Source organism: Shewanella sp. SP2S2-6, assembly GCF_031931965.1.
Classification (GTDB): domain Bacteria; phylum Pseudomonadota; class Gammaproteobacteria; order Enterobacterales; family Shewanellaceae; genus Shewanella; species Shewanella baltica.
The window spans coordinates 37,252-53,030 of sequence record NZ_JAUOEQ010000025.1 but is presented as its reverse complement, the minus strand read 5'-3'; the positions used below and the strand labels follow the sequence as shown (position 1 = coordinate 53,030).

Annotated in this window: 16 protein-coding genes; 11 read left to right on the top strand and 5 right to left on the bottom strand. The window is 48.0% G+C overall.

Features of this window, described 5'->3' with window-relative positions; translation table 11 throughout:
• The first annotated feature begins 137 nt into the window (after positions 1 to 137).
• On the top strand, positions 138 to 1,298 hold the full coding sequence (locus Q4Q57_RS15980; protein WP_311891353.1) for a putative sulfate/molybdate transporter: 1,161 nt from the start codon (positions 138 to 140) through the stop codon (positions 1,296 to 1,298).
• A gap of 120 nt (positions 1,299 to 1,418) precedes the next feature.
• Here Q4Q57_RS15980 and Q4Q57_RS15975 read toward each other — a convergent pair whose 3' ends face one another.
• The 3 genes from Q4Q57_RS15975 to Q4Q57_RS15965 are packed head-to-tail and all read right to left on the bottom strand — an operon-like array spanning position 1,419 to position 4,182.
• A complete protein-coding gene (locus tag Q4Q57_RS15975; RefSeq protein ID WP_006087074.1) occupies positions 1,419 to 2,411 on the bottom strand; it encodes a polysaccharide deacetylase family protein in 993 nt (330 codons plus the stop codon).
• On the bottom strand, positions 2,408 to 3,046 hold the full coding sequence (locus tag Q4Q57_RS15970) for an ester cyclase (RefSeq protein WP_261272954.1): 639 nt from the start codon (positions 3,044 to 3,046) through the stop codon (positions 2,408 to 2,410). The genes Q4Q57_RS15975 and Q4Q57_RS15970 overlap by 4 nt, the downstream gene beginning before the upstream one ends.
• Positions 3,046 to 4,182, bottom strand: a complete 1,137-nt coding sequence (locus Q4Q57_RS15965; RefSeq protein WP_311891352.1) for an alkene reductase — start codon at positions 4,180 to 4,182, stop codon at positions 3,046 to 3,048. The genes Q4Q57_RS15970 and Q4Q57_RS15965 overlap by 1 nt, the downstream gene beginning before the upstream one ends.
• A 111-nt stretch (positions 4,183 to 4,293) precedes the next feature.
• On the opposite strand from Q4Q57_RS15965, the gene Q4Q57_RS15960 reads away from it, so the two are divergent.
• Complete coding sequence (locus Q4Q57_RS15960) at positions 4,294 to 5,205, top strand: LysR family transcriptional regulator (RefSeq protein WP_311891351.1); 912 nt, start codon at positions 4,294 to 4,296, stop codon at positions 5,203 to 5,205.
• Between the two features lie 35 nt (positions 5,206 to 5,240).
• Here Q4Q57_RS15960 and Q4Q57_RS15955 read toward each other — a convergent pair whose 3' ends face one another.
• On the bottom strand, positions 5,241 to 7,052 hold the full coding sequence (locus tag Q4Q57_RS15955) for a PhnD/SsuA/transferrin family substrate-binding protein (RefSeq protein WP_311891350.1): 1,812 nt from the start codon (positions 7,050 to 7,052) through the stop codon (positions 5,241 to 5,243).
• A gap of 206 nt (positions 7,053 to 7,258) precedes the next feature.
• Between Q4Q57_RS15955 and Q4Q57_RS15950 the strand changes: the two genes are divergently transcribed.
• From Q4Q57_RS15950 to Q4Q57_RS15915, 8 genes are all read left to right on the top strand, one after another.
• A complete protein-coding gene (locus tag Q4Q57_RS15950) occupies positions 7,259 to 7,861 on the top strand; it encodes a response regulator (protein WP_311891349.1) in 603 nt (200 codons plus the stop codon).
• A gap of 414 nt (positions 7,862 to 8,275) precedes the next feature.
• Entirely contained in the window at positions 8,276 to 8,551 is a 276-nt protein-coding gene (locus Q4Q57_RS15945) for a hypothetical protein (protein WP_259541889.1), read from the top strand.
• 15 nt (positions 8,552 to 8,566) lie between these two features.
• On the top strand, positions 8,567 to 9,118 hold the full coding sequence (locus Q4Q57_RS15940; protein ID WP_311891348.1) for a dihydrofolate reductase family protein: 552 nt from the start codon (positions 8,567 to 8,569) through the stop codon (positions 9,116 to 9,118).
• Between the two features lie 180 nt (positions 9,119 to 9,298).
• Positions 9,299 to 9,874: a type II secretion system protein gene (locus Q4Q57_RS15935; RefSeq protein ID WP_263256006.1), complete on the top strand. Its 576-nt coding sequence runs from the start codon at positions 9,299 to 9,301 to the stop codon at positions 9,872 to 9,874.
• A 146-nt stretch (positions 9,875 to 10,020) separates the two neighbouring features.
• A complete protein-coding gene (hslV, locus tag Q4Q57_RS15930) occupies positions 10,021 to 10,545 on the top strand; it encodes an ATP-dependent protease subunit HslV (protein WP_006083300.1) in 525 nt (174 codons plus the stop codon).
• Positions 10,546 to 10,564: 19 nt separating this feature from the next.
• Positions 10,565 to 11,893: an HslU--HslV peptidase ATPase subunit gene (hslU, locus tag Q4Q57_RS15925; RefSeq protein ID WP_105251238.1), complete on the top strand. Its 1,329-nt coding sequence runs from the start codon at positions 10,565 to 10,567 to the stop codon at positions 11,891 to 11,893.
• A gap of 194 nt (positions 11,894 to 12,087) precedes the next feature.
• Positions 12,088 to 12,474, top strand: a complete 387-nt coding sequence (locus Q4Q57_RS15920) for a gamma-butyrobetaine hydroxylase-like domain-containing protein (protein ID WP_063883307.1) — start codon at positions 12,088 to 12,090, stop codon at positions 12,472 to 12,474.
• A gap of 119 nt (positions 12,475 to 12,593) precedes the next feature.
• On the top strand, positions 12,594 to 13,178 hold the full coding sequence (locus tag Q4Q57_RS15915) for a DUF4375 domain-containing protein (RefSeq protein ID WP_311891347.1): 585 nt from the start codon (positions 12,594 to 12,596) through the stop codon (positions 13,176 to 13,178).
• A 34-nt stretch (positions 13,179 to 13,212) separates the two neighbouring features.
• Here the strand turns inward: Q4Q57_RS15915 and Q4Q57_RS15910 are convergent, their stop codons facing one another.
• Positions 13,213 to 13,689 carry a hypothetical protein gene (locus Q4Q57_RS15910; protein ID WP_311891346.1) on the bottom strand — a complete coding sequence of 159 codons (477 nt, stop codon included), beginning with the start codon at positions 13,687 to 13,689 and terminating at the stop codon, positions 13,213 to 13,215.
• 520 nt (positions 13,690 to 14,209) lie between these two features.
• Between Q4Q57_RS15910 and Q4Q57_RS15905 the strand changes: the two genes are divergently transcribed.
• Positions 14,210 to 15,775 (top strand): cryptochrome/photolyase family protein, encoded by a 1,566-nt coding sequence (locus Q4Q57_RS15905; RefSeq protein ID WP_311891345.1) that lies wholly within the window; start codon positions 14,210 to 14,212, stop codon positions 15,773 to 15,775.
• Positions 15,776 to 15,779 lie beyond the last annotated feature (4 nt).

Here is a 15,779-nt window from a genome sequence, read left to right as displayed (position 1 = left end):
GCAACATGCGGTGGGTAGCCAAAATGTCTACCCGCTTAAAAATAATACAGAAAATTGCTCCCTACAGCCCCCTTAAACCCTTAAAAATCTGGCATTTATTTTGCCTAGTGAGTATATGTTCAATTGCGGCAACCTTTATGATCCCGGGCAAAACCCCAACAAATCTCATCACTCAACCTATCAATCGTTTACTCGGTGAAACCAGTGGCGCCTTCGCCGACTTAGGTACTTTTTTGCCTTTAGTATTAGGGCTGATTGCCCTCAATCAATTTTCGCCCCAAGGGATATTTTTGGGGTTTGGTCTATTCGCCATTCTAAGCGCGCTGTTTTATCGCCGCCCCATTCCCATACAACCGATGAAAGTCATTGCGGCCCTCGTCATAGCCCAAGGCTTAACGCCAGGAATGCTCCAAGCCAGTGCCATGTTGATGGGCGTAATCCTGCTAATATTGGCCTTTAGCGGCGCCATTACTTGGTTAGCCAAACAGTTATCCCAAGCTGTGAGTGTCGGCATTCAATTAGCGATTGGTCTGCAACTCATGTGGATGGGCGCTAAGATGATGAGTGAGTTTTGGCTGCTTGGGGTGGGCGCTTTTATCCTGTTATTTATCAGTAAGTTTTTACCGCTGCGTTATCTTGCCATGCCCTTAGTCATAGCGGCAGGGATGATTTGGCAGGCCAATACACAAACTAATCTAGCCACTAACTTTGATATCCAAGCCATGACAGCGCCATTTCAGTTAGCTTGGCCGACCTCTATTGAGTGGACTTCCGCCGCCATTTTATTAGTGCTACCACAACTGGCATTAACCTTAACCAATGCGGTGATTGCCACCTCTGTAATGGCACAGGAGAAGTTCCCCGAAGATGCCGCCAAACTCACGCCCAAAAACTTCGCCATAAGCTCAGGGCTTGCCAACTTGCTGCTCGCGCCCTTTGGCGCCTCGGCCATGTGCCACGGCGCAGGCGGATTAGCAGTGCAATACCATTTTGGTGCCCGCACTTATCTGGCGCCGTTAATTTTTGGCAGTACGTGCGTAGTGATAGCCCTATGCTGGGGCACCAATATCGCTTGGCTGTTAAGCCTTATCCCTATGGCTATTCTCGGCAGCTTACTCACCACGGCGGGGCTGCAACTCGCCTGGTCAAAACGCTTAATCGATGGTAAGCCCTTCTGTATCTTTGTGATTTTATCAACCGCTGTGACTTGCCTTGCCATCAACGCCGCTGCGGGACTTGCCGTGGGGATCATTCTGGAGCAAGGTCGCCGCACTTGGGCCATGTTCGCCACGCGTTAATCGCTTCCGACCCGCAGTAATAAGGTTCCCAAAATCAAACAGCGCGTTAAACAACGCGCTTTTTGTTAACCATTCAAACCTCTTCCAACTGCCATCAACGAGAGCAAGAGTTATAGCAGGCTAAAAGGTTCTTGCAGGATTGGTCGGTGTGTCCTTTTGCGCCAGCGCCCATTTAGCAATGGCATCTTTACGCATAAAGCCTACGTTAGTGTGACCTTTAGCGTACTGAATAAACTTATCTAAAGCGGTCACCAATCCAGGAGCGCCACCAATACGGTCATGCACACTGATCGACATCATCCGTCGCTGCGTCGAACCTTCTTGATAGAGCATATCGAACTCATCCTTTAGTTCCTGCAAAAAGGCCGCGGCAGTCATAGCAGTATTGCCACCAAAACGGCCGATATCATTGTTACGTAAAGTGTAAGGCACAACTGCAAAGGGCTTATTTCCTACAGGGATAATTGAAGGCTCGTCCCGCGATAGGTCATCGATGTGATAAATAAAACCTAAGTCCTGCAAAATATTGAGGGTTTGAGTGCTGTGGCGCATCCAAAAGGCATTAAAACCTAAGGGGCGCTGACCTGTGATCCTTTGCAGCGTCTCAATACTCGCCACATAGGAGGCGCGTTCCTCTGCTGGCGACATGCTGTATTGTGGCGTCCATGTTTGTCCGTGGCCCGAAATCTCATGCCCCTCATCTGCAACTTGTTTGGCAAGTTGAGGATGTAGCTCAGCGGCGCGCCCAACCATGTGAGAAGTCACCTTGATATTGTGCTTACGCCACAGACGCAGCAGCCTTGGAATGCCTTCGTTCATACCGTAGTCGTACCAAGTCGGGGTGATGGTATCTGGATAGCCCTTTTCCATCGGCGGAAACGGCCCTTCGGCATTTTTATCTTGAGCACCTGCTTCAAACTGCATTGAGATTGAAATCACTAACTGCTCACCACTTGGCCAAAATATTTTGTTCATACCACTGCCACCTGAACTTTTGGAGTCATTTTCTAAGGTATCTAATGAGGGTAAACCAATAGCAAGCGCCGTTTGGCTTAGGCCGAACCCAGCAGCGATGGCGCCACCTGCCATTAAAAATCGTCGACGTTGATTCATGATTGAGTCCCTGCAGCTAATTGAGAAAATAGCGTTTGATAATCTTCGAGGTGCCAGTTATCTGTGATGAAACCATCCCGTACTCTATACATGTCAACAGCACGAAAATCGATTTTCTGCCCCTGGCCTTGTTGCTCACCAAAGACACCAGTAAAACGGCCATTAAAACGCAGCCGCACCACTGCACGATCGCCAACTATTAGCAAATGCTCAACTGAAACAGAGAGATCGGGGACCGCTGCCCTAAATGCCTTTGAGGCTTCGAGTGGCCCCGTGATTCCCTGTGCGCGGCCAGCGGGCAGAGTACGGTCGATAAACCCAGTCGCCAATGCGCCGTGGGCAAAACTTGCATCGCCCGTGTGCCAAAAACTGGCATATAACAAAGCGGCGCGGGCGATAGCTTGTACCTGCGGTGATTCATCAGAAATTGTTTCCATTGCCGCCACTTTTGGCACTAACGCCGCTCGCACTTTAGCACTATCCTGTGTTGTTGCCCCTTGAGCGGCTAACGCATCCATGCTCAGACTGGCTAAGCTAAAACCCACAATTACGATACCAATAACGCCTGAAAACCATAAGCTTAGACTGAGCCATGCGGGATATCGCTGCACAGATAAACGGTTAACCCTATCCATTATGCCACCTCATCGTCATCCGAACGGATGACGGCTCTCAATGCTTCGTTGTGTGTAGGATAATCGGTATAACCCGCCGCACTGCCGCCAAACAAGGGCCCTTTGTCGAATGCAGATAAAGGCAATTGATGCATTAAACGGTAAGGCAAATCAGGATTCGCAATAAAAGGTCGACCGAAGGCAACTAAGTCCGCATAACCGTTATCAATCACTTCATTGGCACGCGCCACATCATAGCGACCCGCAACAATAATGCTGTCCTTAAAGACTCTGCGCAGCTCGACTCTAAAGGATTCTGGCACCTTGGGCGCATCATCCCAATCCGCCTCTGAAAGATGTAAATAGGCCACGCCCAATGCCGATAAATGCTTAGCCGCTAACAGAATAGTGTCTACAATTTCAGGACACGCCATATCTTTAAACGTCACGTAAGGGGCGAGGCGAACCCCGACTTTATTGGCACCAATTTTCGCACTCACGGCTTGGACAATTTCGAGTAAAAAACGAATGCGATTTTCCTGAGAACCGCCGTAGGTATCGGTTCTGTGGTTTGAATTGGTGCGTAAAAACTGGTCAATCAGATAACCATTGCCGCCGTGAATTTCGATGCCATCAAAACCCGCCGCAACCGCATTCACTGCCGCCTGTGCAAAATCGGCCACAACGCGGTCGATATCCGCTTGCACCATAGCCCTAGGTTCTGGGCAATCCACCATTTGTCCTTCAGGATGGGCTTCATCCACAATCCATACTTTAGTGCCAACGGGCGCAATGGCCGATGGCGCAATCGGGGCATTACCCTGCTGAAAAATCGGGTGTGATACCCGGCCAACATGCCAAATTTGATTAAAGATTTTACCACCAGCCTGATGCACTGCCGCTGTGACTTTTTTCCAACCCTCAATTTGCTCCGCGGTATACACGCCCGGCGTAAATGAATAGCCTTGGCTGTCATCGGAGATTTGTGTCGCTTCTGTGATGATTAACCCCGCCGAGGCACGCTGGGCATAATATTGCGCCATCAGGTCATTAGGAATATTGCCTGGCTGCATGGTACGCGCCCGAGTCATAGGGGCCATCACAATGCGATTGTTTAGCGCCAGTGACGCTAATTTGTAAGACATGAATAAACTCATACACACTCCGAACCAGAAATTAAGATGAAACATCAGTGGTGCAATTGTGCATTAGTTAATCTATATTGATAATCAGGCTATTATTAAAATCATTTTCAAAAATAATTTGATATGTATCATTTAAACGATCTGCAATTAGCGCTGCGTATCGCAGCCTTAGAGAGTCTCTCGGCAGCCAGTAAAGAAATAGGCATGACGCCGGCAGCGGCAAGTGCCGCGCTGCAAAGATTAGAGAAAAAGCTAGGATGTCAGCTATTTGCTCGCTCGACGCGGCGCTTACAGCTCACAGAAGAAGGGCGGATTTTTCTCGATTCTGCGAAACCCGCACTGGCGATTCTCGAAACCGCCAGCGCCAATTTAGCCGAACACAGGGGTGAGCTTAAGGGCGAAGTACGCCTCGCCTTGCCTTCGGATATTGGTCGCAGCCAGATCCGTGCTTGGCTCGATGAATTGATGGACAGCGCCCCAGAACTGACAGTGCAGCTGTATTTTGGCGATCATATGACAGACTTAATAGACCAAAATATCCATTTGGCTTTGCGCTATGGCCAGCTTGACGACTCAAATCTGAAAAGGCGTCAGCTAGCCATGACCCCAAGAGTACTGGTCGCCTCACCCGCTTATTTGGCACAACACGGCACACCAAGCACACTAAATGAACTCAGCCAACATGCTGTGCTGATTTTAAATCGCGGCGGTGAGCCGTGGCAGAAATGGAAATTCAGCCATAACGGCGCGCCAGTTGAAATCGAAGTCAGGGGTAAACGTTTCTGTAACGATGGCGCAGTGATCCGCGACTGGGCACTCTCAAGTCGTGGGATTGCCTATAAGAGTTGGCTCGATGTGGCGCAAGATGTGACCGAAGGCAGACTCAACCTAGTGCTAGCCGATAAAATAGCCCCGCCTATCCCACTGCAATTGGTATACCTACAAACCGATTATCCCAGCCATAAGATCCGTCGCACCATAGAGTTTTTAGTAGAAAAGCTCAGCCAGTTTTCCCAAAACTATCCACTGCCCTAATACAATTGATCTGCAGCTAAGTGAAGCTAAGCACATTACCCCTTAGGTAAGACCACAGTCACCACACAGCCCTGTTGCCAAGGTAGTAAAGCTTGCGTGGATTGCTGACAGTTTTCAATTTGAATGCTGCCGTGATGGCGGGTAACCACATCCTTACAGATGGCTAAGCCAAGCCCTAAGCCCGCATCTTTGGTTGAGGCAAAAGATGCCATTAACTCACTCGCCTGCCCTTGTAACCCTTCGCCATTATCAATCACTAATACTTTGATTTCATGCGGTTGAAAATAGATATCGATCCATAATTGCCGCACCCGATTATCGCCGCAGGCCTCTAGCGCATCTAAACTATTTTTCACGAGATTGACCCACATTTGACTTAAGCCAACGCTATCACCCATCAGCTCAAAGGGCTCGCCCTGCACTCGCACATTCACTTGCACATTGGCCCGATCTAACTCGCGCCGCAGTAAAGCTAACGCCTCCTTCACCACCAGCACGATATCTAACGGCTCAGTCTTGGCCTGACGCCGCTTGAGTAAACCGCGAATACGGTGCACAACCGCACCCGCGCGAATCGACTGCGCATTAATTTTACCGAGTACATCATAGAGTTCCGGATTATCTTGCCCAAGCCTTTCCAATTGCAGCATGGCGCCTTCGCTGTATTGGGTAATCGCCGCTATGGGTTGATTGAGTTCGTGCGCAAGACCCGCGCCAATTTCCCCCAGAATTGCCGCACTTTGCAGCCGCTCAAGCTGCAATGCCTTGTCCTTTAATTGGCGCTCAGTGCTGACTAAAAACTCACTTTTCTGGCGAAATTTATATTCAAGCCACAGGTGATAAATGGTGGAAATAATGAAAATTAACAACAGTGCGCCGCCCCACTCTTTATTTTTTGCCATCCATTTATATACAGTTTGATAGAGTGGCGGCGATGCACCTTGCAGTTGCAACTCCTTGAATAACTCAATCACTTTCAACTGACTCACCGGTGCCGTCCAGCCCAAGGTATCGGCGGTAATGGCAGCGACATGGTCGGCGGGTAAATCGAATAAGGCGCGGGTAATCGCCATCGTCAGCTTAGGGGCAACCGTATCCGCCGCTGCGAATGACCAGTTGGGGTATAACTGAGTGCTGACCTCGCAATCATATCCTGAAGGGCTAGTCGGATGGATAACCCGATAATCGGCCTGATTAACGAGACCCGTTGCGATCATTTCCTCTAAAGTGCAAAAGGGTGCAATGGCGGCGTCGGCACTGCCGTCGCGCACTTGGTAAATAAGCGGTTCTAACGGGAAACCGAGAAAGCGCACTTGCCCAAAAAACTGTTCGGGTAAAAAGCCCATTTTATGCAGCAACCCCATAGCCGCCTGATACCCGCCTAATGCCTGCGGATCACTGGCGACCACATTGCGCCCACGCAAATCCTGCAGGGTGCGGATAGGGCTATCAGCGCGGACAATAATGGTCGCGCCTATGGTAAAAGTACTGCCCTGATGCTTGCGGCTTTTCATTGTCGCGAGCCAAGACAGCGGAAAGTTATTGCTTAGATGCAGATATTGCCCGGGGTTGGTGACGATAAACTGCAAATCATGGCCGAGTAACTGACTACGCATACCATTAAAGTCGACGGGCACCACTTCAAAATGGCTATTGGGCACTTGTTCAGTCAAGTAATCCATCATAGGTTGCCATCGCTGCTTGGCCTGTAATACGCCGTGGTTGGCCAACACTCCGACTCTAAAATGGTTCACTTCTGTCTCTTCGTTGGCATAGGACGGATTCAGCCCAATTACACTTAGGCATAATCCCATCACTACCGCTTTACACCAAGAGCCCGTCGCCATCGCCGCTATTACCCTGTCTTATATGCTATTAAACGACTTTAACTCGCAGATAAAAATCAAGCTGTGAAATGCCGCCAAACTCTGGTTTCTGCCCTAAGATAATCGGCTAATTTAGTGATGAACCTCCCAAGACCTAGGCTTAAAATTGAGCCTGACACAGACGCGGCTTAAGCTGATATAGCTCTCCCGCCTCCACAAGGAAATCCATGTCTACAAAATTGCCGCTGTATTTAGTCGATGACGATGAAGCGATTCTGGATTCGCTGGGTTTTATGCTCGGGCAATTTGGCTACCAAGTGCAAACCTTCAACAGCGGCCGCGACTTCCTTACGCACTGTGCATTATCGCAGGCGGGCTGCGTGATTTTAGATAGCCGAATGCCGGAGATCACCGGCCAAGAAGTGCAGCAAAAACTGCTCGAAACCCACAGTCCGCTTGGCGTCATCTTTCTCACTGGCCACGGCGACTTACCTATGGCGCTGAGCGCCTTTCGTAAGGGAGCCTGCGACTTTTTTCAAAAACCTGTGTCCGGCAAGGCATTAGTGCAAGCGATAGAAAAAGCACAGCGTGAAAGCCAGGCGGCCTTCGAGCAGCAAAGTCTGCAACATAAGTTTGACCAACTGACCGAGCGCGAACAGCAAGTGTTAGCCCATGTGATCCAAGGCATGACCAATAAGCAAATCTCGGAGGCTATATTTTTATCTCTGCGTACGATTGAAGTACACCGCGCAAAAATCATGAAAAAACTCGAAGTGAATAATATGGCAGAGTTAGTGCAGCACTTAGGGAATCTACATTCAGCCTTATAAGTCAGTGACCCATAGTCGCTAAACAACCGCGACGCCTTCTCGCCACGCATAAGGATTTAACCGTTAAACCCTTTTTACCCAGACCATTCAAGATACCGTAACTACACAGTTTTCATCCTACCTGCGACAAGCTGTCGCAGTTTGTGCATTTGGCTTTGTTAAATATCGTATCAGCCCGCACAATCACGCCATAGGTTCCTTCCTTTGTGCCCCGCAGGCGCTCAAGAAATCCACTGCTTTTTGAACCTCCACCCGAGGGTAACTATGCCCTCGGGGATTTTTTCTCCCATCCGCGAATGCCTTACTCCGAGATAACAACCAAAGTGGAAATTGAACGATCCAGTTCTCGCTCAGCCTGCAAAGCAGTTATATACTTTCCAACCGTCTTAAATAACAAGAATCATGGAAGAGCGAATGTTCAAACCTTTAATATTACTCAGTTTTAGCGCCTTAGCCTTGACATGCATGAGTGGCTGCGTTGGGCCGCTTAATTCAAAATGTGATACAAATTCCCCCTACAGCAAACAAGAATGCAATGCAGCCGATGCCGCTGTTTATGTTGCAGCCGCCATATTAGAAGGCCCAGATAAAGGTCAAACGTGTAACGATATGTCGGGCAAAGCAAAACAAGACTGCTTCGCTCAGCAACAGGCACTAAAAGAATCATTAGAGAAACACGCTCGAAAATAGCATTAAGGAAGATGAATGAAAGCCTCCGTTTTTATTGCCGCGACCCTCGACGGCTATATTGCCACTCCCGATGGGGATATCGACTTTTTAAACCAGCATCCTAGTACTAATCCCGATGAAGATTTTGGTTACCATGCTTTTATCGACACTGTCGATGCGATAGTGATGGGACGTAAAAGCTTTGAAAAAGTCCTCTCCTTCGATTGTGATTGGCCCTATGTGAATATCCCAGTATTTGTATTAAGCCGCAGCGGTGTAACTGTGCCATCGGCGTTAAGTGAGCACGTACAAGTGCTAAATGGCGATGCAGCAAGCATTAGCGAGCAACTCAAAACCCGTGGCTTTAAGCATCTCTATATCGATGGCGGCCAAACAATCCAAGGCTTTTTAGCGGCAGGGCTAATTCAGGAACTCACGCTCACTCGCATCCCCACTTTACTGGGTAAAGGTATTCCACTCTTTGGCGACTTAGCTCAAGCGATTCAATTAATGCCAATTCACACGCAGCAGTACGACAATGGCTACGTACAAACCCTCTATCGTGTTATAGACAAAACGGCTTTATAAGCCGTTTACATTCGGCAGATGGCATTGAAAGATGAAGTGATGGCTTGCCATTTTGCGGCTTGCCATCTTACTGTAAAGCCATGTAACAACAATGTTAAACAACTAAATATTATCAATGACTTACTGATTGCAAATCAAAGTTCCGTTAGAATATTGTCCTCTAACAGATAGGTGAGCAATATGAGTCGTTTGCAGTCATCGAAGGGCTTTACATTAATTGAGCTGGTTGTGGTCATTATCATCCTTGGGATCTTGGCCGTCGTCGCAGCACCACGGTTTTTAAACCTAGGCCAAGATGCCCACGATGCCAGAGCCAAAACCGCATTTGCGGCCTTTACCTCTGGTGTTAAGCTTTATCACAGTTGCTGGCTTGCGGGCGGTCACTCTGGTTATACCCAAGATCTCGCCTGTTATGGTGACGGAAAACTCGACTCGACCACCACAGGATTTCCACTGGGAATAGAGACTGCAACCGCTGATGCCGGTGCTAAATTGCAGGGCGATTATTGTGGTCAGTTATGGCAAGGTCTTTTGGCTAATAATGAATTTGTCATTGCCGATCAATACTCTTGGCGCACAGTTCCCAATGTCGACATTGTTTACTGGTATGGTGCCGTCGACATTACCGATCCCAATGCTTACTGCATTTTCAACTATGTCTCTGACGATCGCAGCTTCGGCAGTGAAAACTGGGATCTTAAATACTATCCCTTCGATGGCCGCACTATTGTAGGTCGATCCACACTTTCCCAATAAGCGCTTATTATTGCTAAAGGAGCGCGAAAGTTCGCAAACTCCTTTGGCTTTTCTCGCTATAACTTGAATTATTGTCATCTATCCCCATATCTACTCCATCATCCACCGCATGATTTGTCATTGCGGGCCAGAGAAGAGGATTCATTGTGACCACTATCGTATCAGTACGCCGTAATAATCAAGTTGTCATCGCCGGCGATGGCCAAGTCTCCCTAGGCAATACCGTAATGAAAGGTAACGCCAAAAAAGTGCGTCGCTTATATCACAACAAGGTACTGGCAGGTTTTGCAGGCGGCACCGCCGATGCTTTCACCCTATTCGAGCGTTTTGAGGCCAAACTCGAAATGCACCAAGGCCATTTATTGCGCTCGGCCGTTGAGCTCGCCAAAGATTGGCGTACCGACCGTATGCTGCGCAAACTCGAAGCCCTACTCGTCGTGGCCGATGCCGAAACCTCGCTGATCATCACAGGTAACGGTGATGTCGTTCAGCCAGAACACGACTTAGTCGCCATTGGTTCAGGCGGCAACTATGCCCAAGCGGCAGCCCTTGCGCTATTGCAAAATACCGAGCTGTCGGCCTTAGAAATCGCTGAAAAATCCCTGACCATTGCCGCGGATATCTGCGTATTCACCAATCAATTCAAAACGATTGAAGAACTCAATTACTAAACAGCCCGTGAGGAATATTATGTCTGAAATGACCCCCCGTGAGATTGTCCACGAGCTGGATGCACACATTATTGGCCAACAAAAGGCCAAACGTTCTGTTGCTGTCGCCCTGCGTAACCGCTGGCGCCGGATGCAACTTGACGCGGATTTCCGTCAAGAAGTCACCCCAAAAAATATTCTGATGATTGGCCCAACGGGCGTTGGTAAAACTGAAATTGCCCGCCGTTTAGCCAAACTGGCGAACGCGCCTTTTATCAAGGTCGAAGCGACTAAATACACAGAAGTGGGTTATGTCGGTAAGGAAGTCGAGCAAATCATCCGCGACTTGACCGATATCGCCATCAAGCTGACCCGTGAACAGCAAATGGGCAAATGTCGCCAACGCGCCGAAGAAAATGCCGAAGAGCGCATTCTCGATGCCCTGTTGCCTAAGCCAAAAAACGACTGGGAAAGCACTGAAACCGATTCCAACTCAAATACCCGTCAAGTCTTCCGCAAAAAACTACGCGAAGGCCAATTAGACGATAAAGAAATCGATATCGATGTGGCCCAACCGCAAATTGGTGTTGAAATCATGTCGCCTCCAGGCATGGAAGAAATGACCAACCAGCTGCAAAGTCTGTTTAAAAACATGGGCCAAGCACCAGCAAAACGTCGCAAGATGAAGATCAAAGAAGCCTTTAAGCTATTGATCGAAGAAGAAGCCGCCAAACTGGTCAATCAAGAAGATTTAAAAGAACAAGCCATTGAAATGGTTGAGCAACACGGCATAGTGTTCCTCGACGAAATCGACAAAATCTGTAAGCGCGGCGAAACCTCAGGCCCAGACGTTTCCCGTGAAGGCGTGCAACGTGACTTACTGCCGCTCATCGAAGGCTGCACTGTTACCACAAAACACGGCATGGTAAAAACCGACCACATACTGTTTATCGCCTCTGGCGCATTCCAGATGTCTAAACCGTCGGATTTAATTCCTGAATTACAGGGTCGTTTACCGATCCGTGTCGAGCTAGATGCATTATCAGCCAATGATTTTAAACGCATTTTAACCGAGCCACACGCCTCGCTCACCGAGCAATATATCGCGCTGATGGGCACAGAAGGCGTGAAAGTTGAATTCAGCGAATCGGGTATCGACAGCATTGCGAAAGCCGCATGGCAAGTAAACGAGCGCACCGAAAACATCGGCGCCCGTCGTTTACACACTGTGATGGAAAGGCTGATGGAAGATATCTCCTACGAGGCATCGGAAAAATCGGGCTCCGCCTTTGTTATCGACGCCGACTATGTCAGCGCCCACTTAGACAACTTAGTCCAAGACGAAGATCTCAGCCGCTTTATCCTCTAGTACTAAACCGTTCACCGCCAAGCTCAAACGACTTGGCGGTAAACGACTCAAATGCAAAAGTGTGACTTAAACGAAAAAGCCTGAGCAAGGCTCTCGCTTACCCTTTGTATCCTTGGCCGCGAGTGGTTACATTAGTCAGGTGTTATTTTAATGAGTCGTTATCCTATCCTTAGCATTTTCTTGGTAGCCAACCTATGACCACAGCAACGCCCAATGTCACCGATCTTAAACTGAAACGTAAATCGCGCATTCTAGAAATCAGTTTCGACAATGGTGAGCAATATCAGCTCAGCTGCGAGATGCTCAGAGTCTACTCGCCCTCAGCCGAAGTGCATGGTCACGGCAACCCCAAGCTGGTCACCCACAAGAAAAACGTCAACATCAGTGCCATAGAACCCGTCGGTAATTACGCAGTGAAAATCGTCTTCGATGACGGCCACGACACAGGCCTATTCTCGTGGAAAGTACTCTACGATCTCGCCACCCACCAAGTGGATCTATGGGAAAAATACCTCGCCCGCCTACGCGCCGAAAAAGCCTCACGCGAACCGCTGATTGCGATGAACATAAAGTACAACTAGTACGTTAGGTAAATGGACACTTAATTGTGGGATGTAAACTCTAGAAACAGAGAATTTAACAATGGGTAGCTTGTGAAGCTGTGACTTCTCTTACTGACTTGAGTATCAAAGGAAAGACCATGTCGGAAAAAATCCCCTGCCAAGAATGTAAAACCTTAATCCTTCCGAGTACCGCCGAGAAAAATGAGGGTTTATGCATGCCCTGCAAAAATGGCATACGTGCAAATCTCGAGCGTGCGAAGGAATACTACCAACAAGAGCGTGAACTCGATAAAACCTGTCCCTTTCGAGCCTTTTGGCGAGATCTTGTTGTAAGGGTACATAACAAAGATCAAGGTTTTTATACGCTTAGACCAGAGGAACAAAACTACTATGCGGTGAACTGCTTATCTGGCGAAGTCTATAATGGTGGATTTATTCAGTATTTCGACAACTCTTCAGGTGAGCATTACGCCTTTGCTGAACGTGGACTTATCCAAATGGGAGCAAGCCACTCGTTAAACTTACTACACCAAGCAAAACAGGCCGTGTTTGGCGAAAAGCCAGTACCAATAGACAGAGATCGTCGTTTAGCCGCAACCGATAACCAAGACCTGTACAGCGTACTCGATAAGCTCGATGACGAGTTTTATAAAGATCTAGATGATCTCGATGCCAAGCTTGAAAGCTACGCCCTTGATTACGGACTGGTAAATAAGACTTAACTGGCGATTGTCGGTAATCACTTACAGATAAAAGCTATCCTTGGCAGAAATAAGCATAATTGAGCCTATCTTGCTGACCCCATACCGCAGTCCAGCCATTCACATCACTCATGTAAGCGAAATAAATAGACTGCGTTTTAAGACAAACATCTTGAAATGGCGCTTTATTCTTATTAATAAAATGCGCCGACCTAACCAGCACATCGGCACAAACGTCTTCATCCTCCACTAGCCAAATAAAATCATCACGCCATTCATCCAGTACTATCGCTGCCTCTGGGGAATAGAGTCTCAACTTATCTTGAGCGAGTACCATTTGCTCTGGAGTCACAGAACATGAAACCGCCAACTTATCGAATACACCTGAACCGCCAGCCCAAAAAGACAAATCAAATTCCAACCTATCCTCTAGCGGCGTAAAACCCAATAAATTTTCAATAATCATCAAACTTTTAGCTAAATCGGCATCTGGCCTTTGGTAACGCTTTTCAATCCCATCATATTCCCGCATACAAACTAAGCTCCTGCTGCGTTAAGTGACGCATTAAAATTGAGTAACATACTATAAAATAATGAAAAAGATAGGACAGGCAAAATTTTTTGAGATTAGAAGCTAACACCGAAACTTCAGGAGTTCACCTTCCCCTGCGAAGTTGTCGAAATACGCAGATAAAAATGCCGTGGCGACATCATGGATGATGGCGCAGGCTCGGAGGGACAAGGATGTCCCATCTGAGCCGTTAGGCAATTTTTATTGGAGTATGAGACCAGTAACTAATGCATGTAACTTCGCTAGGGGCGTCTTGGAGAATCCAAGGAGGATAGGACGAGCAGTCCTCCTTGGTCGGGTGTGGGGTGAAGCCCCACGACTTTGCTTTAAATAACTTAATCCGATTAAATGTTCAAAGAAGTTAACCAATCCCAAATCACAGCGATAAAACTTCCCCCTGTAGAGCTACCTTCAGATTGATCCCAATCCCCCATTTAACCGTAACCCTCAATTGAAAATTGTCATTCAACGAGTCCACTTAATGCAATTACAGCAATTCCATACAGTCAGGTTAATTTTAGGCGATCAACTCAATGCCCAGCATTCTTGGTTTAAACGCGTTGATGATCAAGTACTGTATGTGATTGCAGAACTGCACCAAGAAAACACTTATGTGACGCATCATGTGCAAAAGATATGTGCCTTCTTTGCGGCAATGGCGCAATTTGCCCAAGAGCTGCGGGCGCAAGGGCATCAAGTGCTCTATCTCACCCTTGATGACACCTTCAATAACACTCAGGGCTATAGCGATCTACTGGGGCTCATTCAACATCAAGTGACGCAGGTTGGCGCGATCAAGTTTGAATACCAAAGGCCAGATGAATACCGCCTGCTTGAGCAATTGAGTCAGCTTAAACTCAACACCGCCGTGGTGAACTGTGTCGATACAGAACACTTTATATTGCCGTTTGACGAAATCGATACGCAGTTCCCCGTCGGCAAACACATTATGATGGAGCACTTTTATCGCCGTATGCGTAAACGCTTCAACATCTTGATGCAAGAAGGAAAGCCACTCGGCGGGCAATGGAACTTTGATGCAAGCAACCGTCAAAAGCTTAAACCTCAGGATATAAAAGTCTTGCCTGAGCCATTAATGTTTAGCCTCGATGTGACGGAAATTCTCGCTAGGCTTGAGGGTCACCAAATCCCAACCATGGGTCGCATTGATGGGCCATTGCTGTGGCCTATAAACCGTGCGCAAAGCCTCGAATTATTAGCGTATTTTTGTCAGGTTTGCTTGCCTTCCTTTGGCCGCTTTCAAGATGCCATGACAGCGCAACATCATGCCAAGTGGAGCTTGTACCATAGTCGGCTATCCTTCAGCCTTAACAGTAAATTAATCAGTCCATTAGAAGTCATCAATGCGGCCATCGAAAGTTATCAAACAGATGCTGAAATTGATATCGCCCAAGTCGAAGGATTTGTGCGGCAGATATTAGGTTGGCGAGAATACGTTCGCGGCATTTACTGGGCCAATATGCCGCAGTACGCCAGCACTAACGCGCTCAATGCCCATAGGACGCTGCCCGATTATTTTTGGCATGGCGACACTAAAATGAACTGCATGCGACAAGCGTTATCCCAATCATTAGATTTTGCCTACGCCCATCATATTCAGCGCTTAATGGTGATCGGCAATTTCTGTCTATTAACCGAAATCGAGCCAAATCAAGTCGATGAGTGGTATTTAGGCGTGTATGTTGACGCCATCGAATGGGTTGAAATGCCTAACACTCGCGGCATGGCCTTGTTTGCCGACGGCGGTATTGTCGGTACTAAACCCTACGCCGCTAGCGGTTCCTACATCAATAAAATGAGTGATTACTGCAGCGGCTGTCATTACAAGATAAAAGAGCGCAGCGGCGCACTCGCCTGCCCGTTCAATAGCTTTTATTGGCGCTTTATGGACAAACACCGCGATCGATTGTCGCAGAACCCAAGGATCGGCATGCTATACCAAACTTGGGACAAAATGGACGAGTCCGTAAGGCACGCCATATTAGCCACGGCCGAACACAATCTTGTTCATCTAAACCGTTTATAGCTGA

What these genes read in the sequence shown, in the direction of transcription:
- Q4Q57_RS15980 (WP_311891353.1), top strand. Translation starts at nt 138, where the DNA reads ATGATCCCGGGCAAAACCCCAACAAATCTCATCACTCAACCTATCAAT.
- Q4Q57_RS15975 (WP_006087074.1), bottom strand. Translation starts at nt 2,411, where the DNA reads ATGAATCAACGTCGACGATTTTTAATGGCAGGTGGCGCCATCGCTGCT.
- Q4Q57_RS15970 (WP_261272954.1), bottom strand. Translation starts at nt 3,046, where the DNA reads ATGGATAGGGTTAACCGTTTATCTGTGCAGCGATATCCCGCATGGCTC.
- Q4Q57_RS15965 (WP_311891352.1), bottom strand. Translation starts at nt 4,182, where the DNA reads ATGAGTTTATTCATGTCTTACAAATTAGCGTCACTGGCGCTAAACAAT.
- Q4Q57_RS15960 (WP_311891351.1), top strand. Translation starts at nt 4,294, where the DNA reads ATGTATCATTTAAACGATCTGCAATTAGCGCTGCGTATCGCAGCCTTA.
- Q4Q57_RS15955 (WP_311891350.1), bottom strand. Translation starts at nt 7,052, where the DNA reads ATGGCGACGGGCTCTTGGTGTAAAGCGGTAGTGATGGGATTATGCCTA.
- Q4Q57_RS15950 (WP_311891349.1), top strand. Translation starts at nt 7,259, where the DNA reads ATGTCTACAAAATTGCCGCTGTATTTAGTCGATGACGATGAAGCGATT.
- Q4Q57_RS15945 (WP_259541889.1), top strand. Translation starts at nt 8,276, where the DNA reads ATGTTCAAACCTTTAATATTACTCAGTTTTAGCGCCTTAGCCTTGACA.
- Q4Q57_RS15940 (WP_311891348.1), top strand. Translation starts at nt 8,567, where the DNA reads ATGAAAGCCTCCGTTTTTATTGCCGCGACCCTCGACGGCTATATTGCC.
- Q4Q57_RS15935 (WP_263256006.1), top strand. Translation starts at nt 9,299, where the DNA reads ATGAGTCGTTTGCAGTCATCGAAGGGCTTTACATTAATTGAGCTGGTT.
- hslU (WP_105251238.1), top strand. Translation starts at nt 10,565, where the DNA reads ATGTCTGAAATGACCCCCCGTGAGATTGTCCACGAGCTGGATGCACAC.
- Q4Q57_RS15920 (WP_063883307.1), top strand. Translation starts at nt 12,088, where the DNA reads ATGACCACAGCAACGCCCAATGTCACCGATCTTAAACTGAAACGTAAA.
- Q4Q57_RS15915 (WP_311891347.1), top strand. Translation starts at nt 12,594, where the DNA reads ATGTCGGAAAAAATCCCCTGCCAAGAATGTAAAACCTTAATCCTTCCG.
- Q4Q57_RS15910 (WP_311891346.1), bottom strand. Translation starts at nt 13,689, where the DNA reads ATGCGGGAATATGATGGGATTGAAAAGCGTTACCAAAGGCCAGATGCC.
- Q4Q57_RS15905 (WP_311891345.1), top strand. Translation starts at nt 14,210, where the DNA reads ATGCAATTACAGCAATTCCATACAGTCAGGTTAATTTTAGGCGATCAA.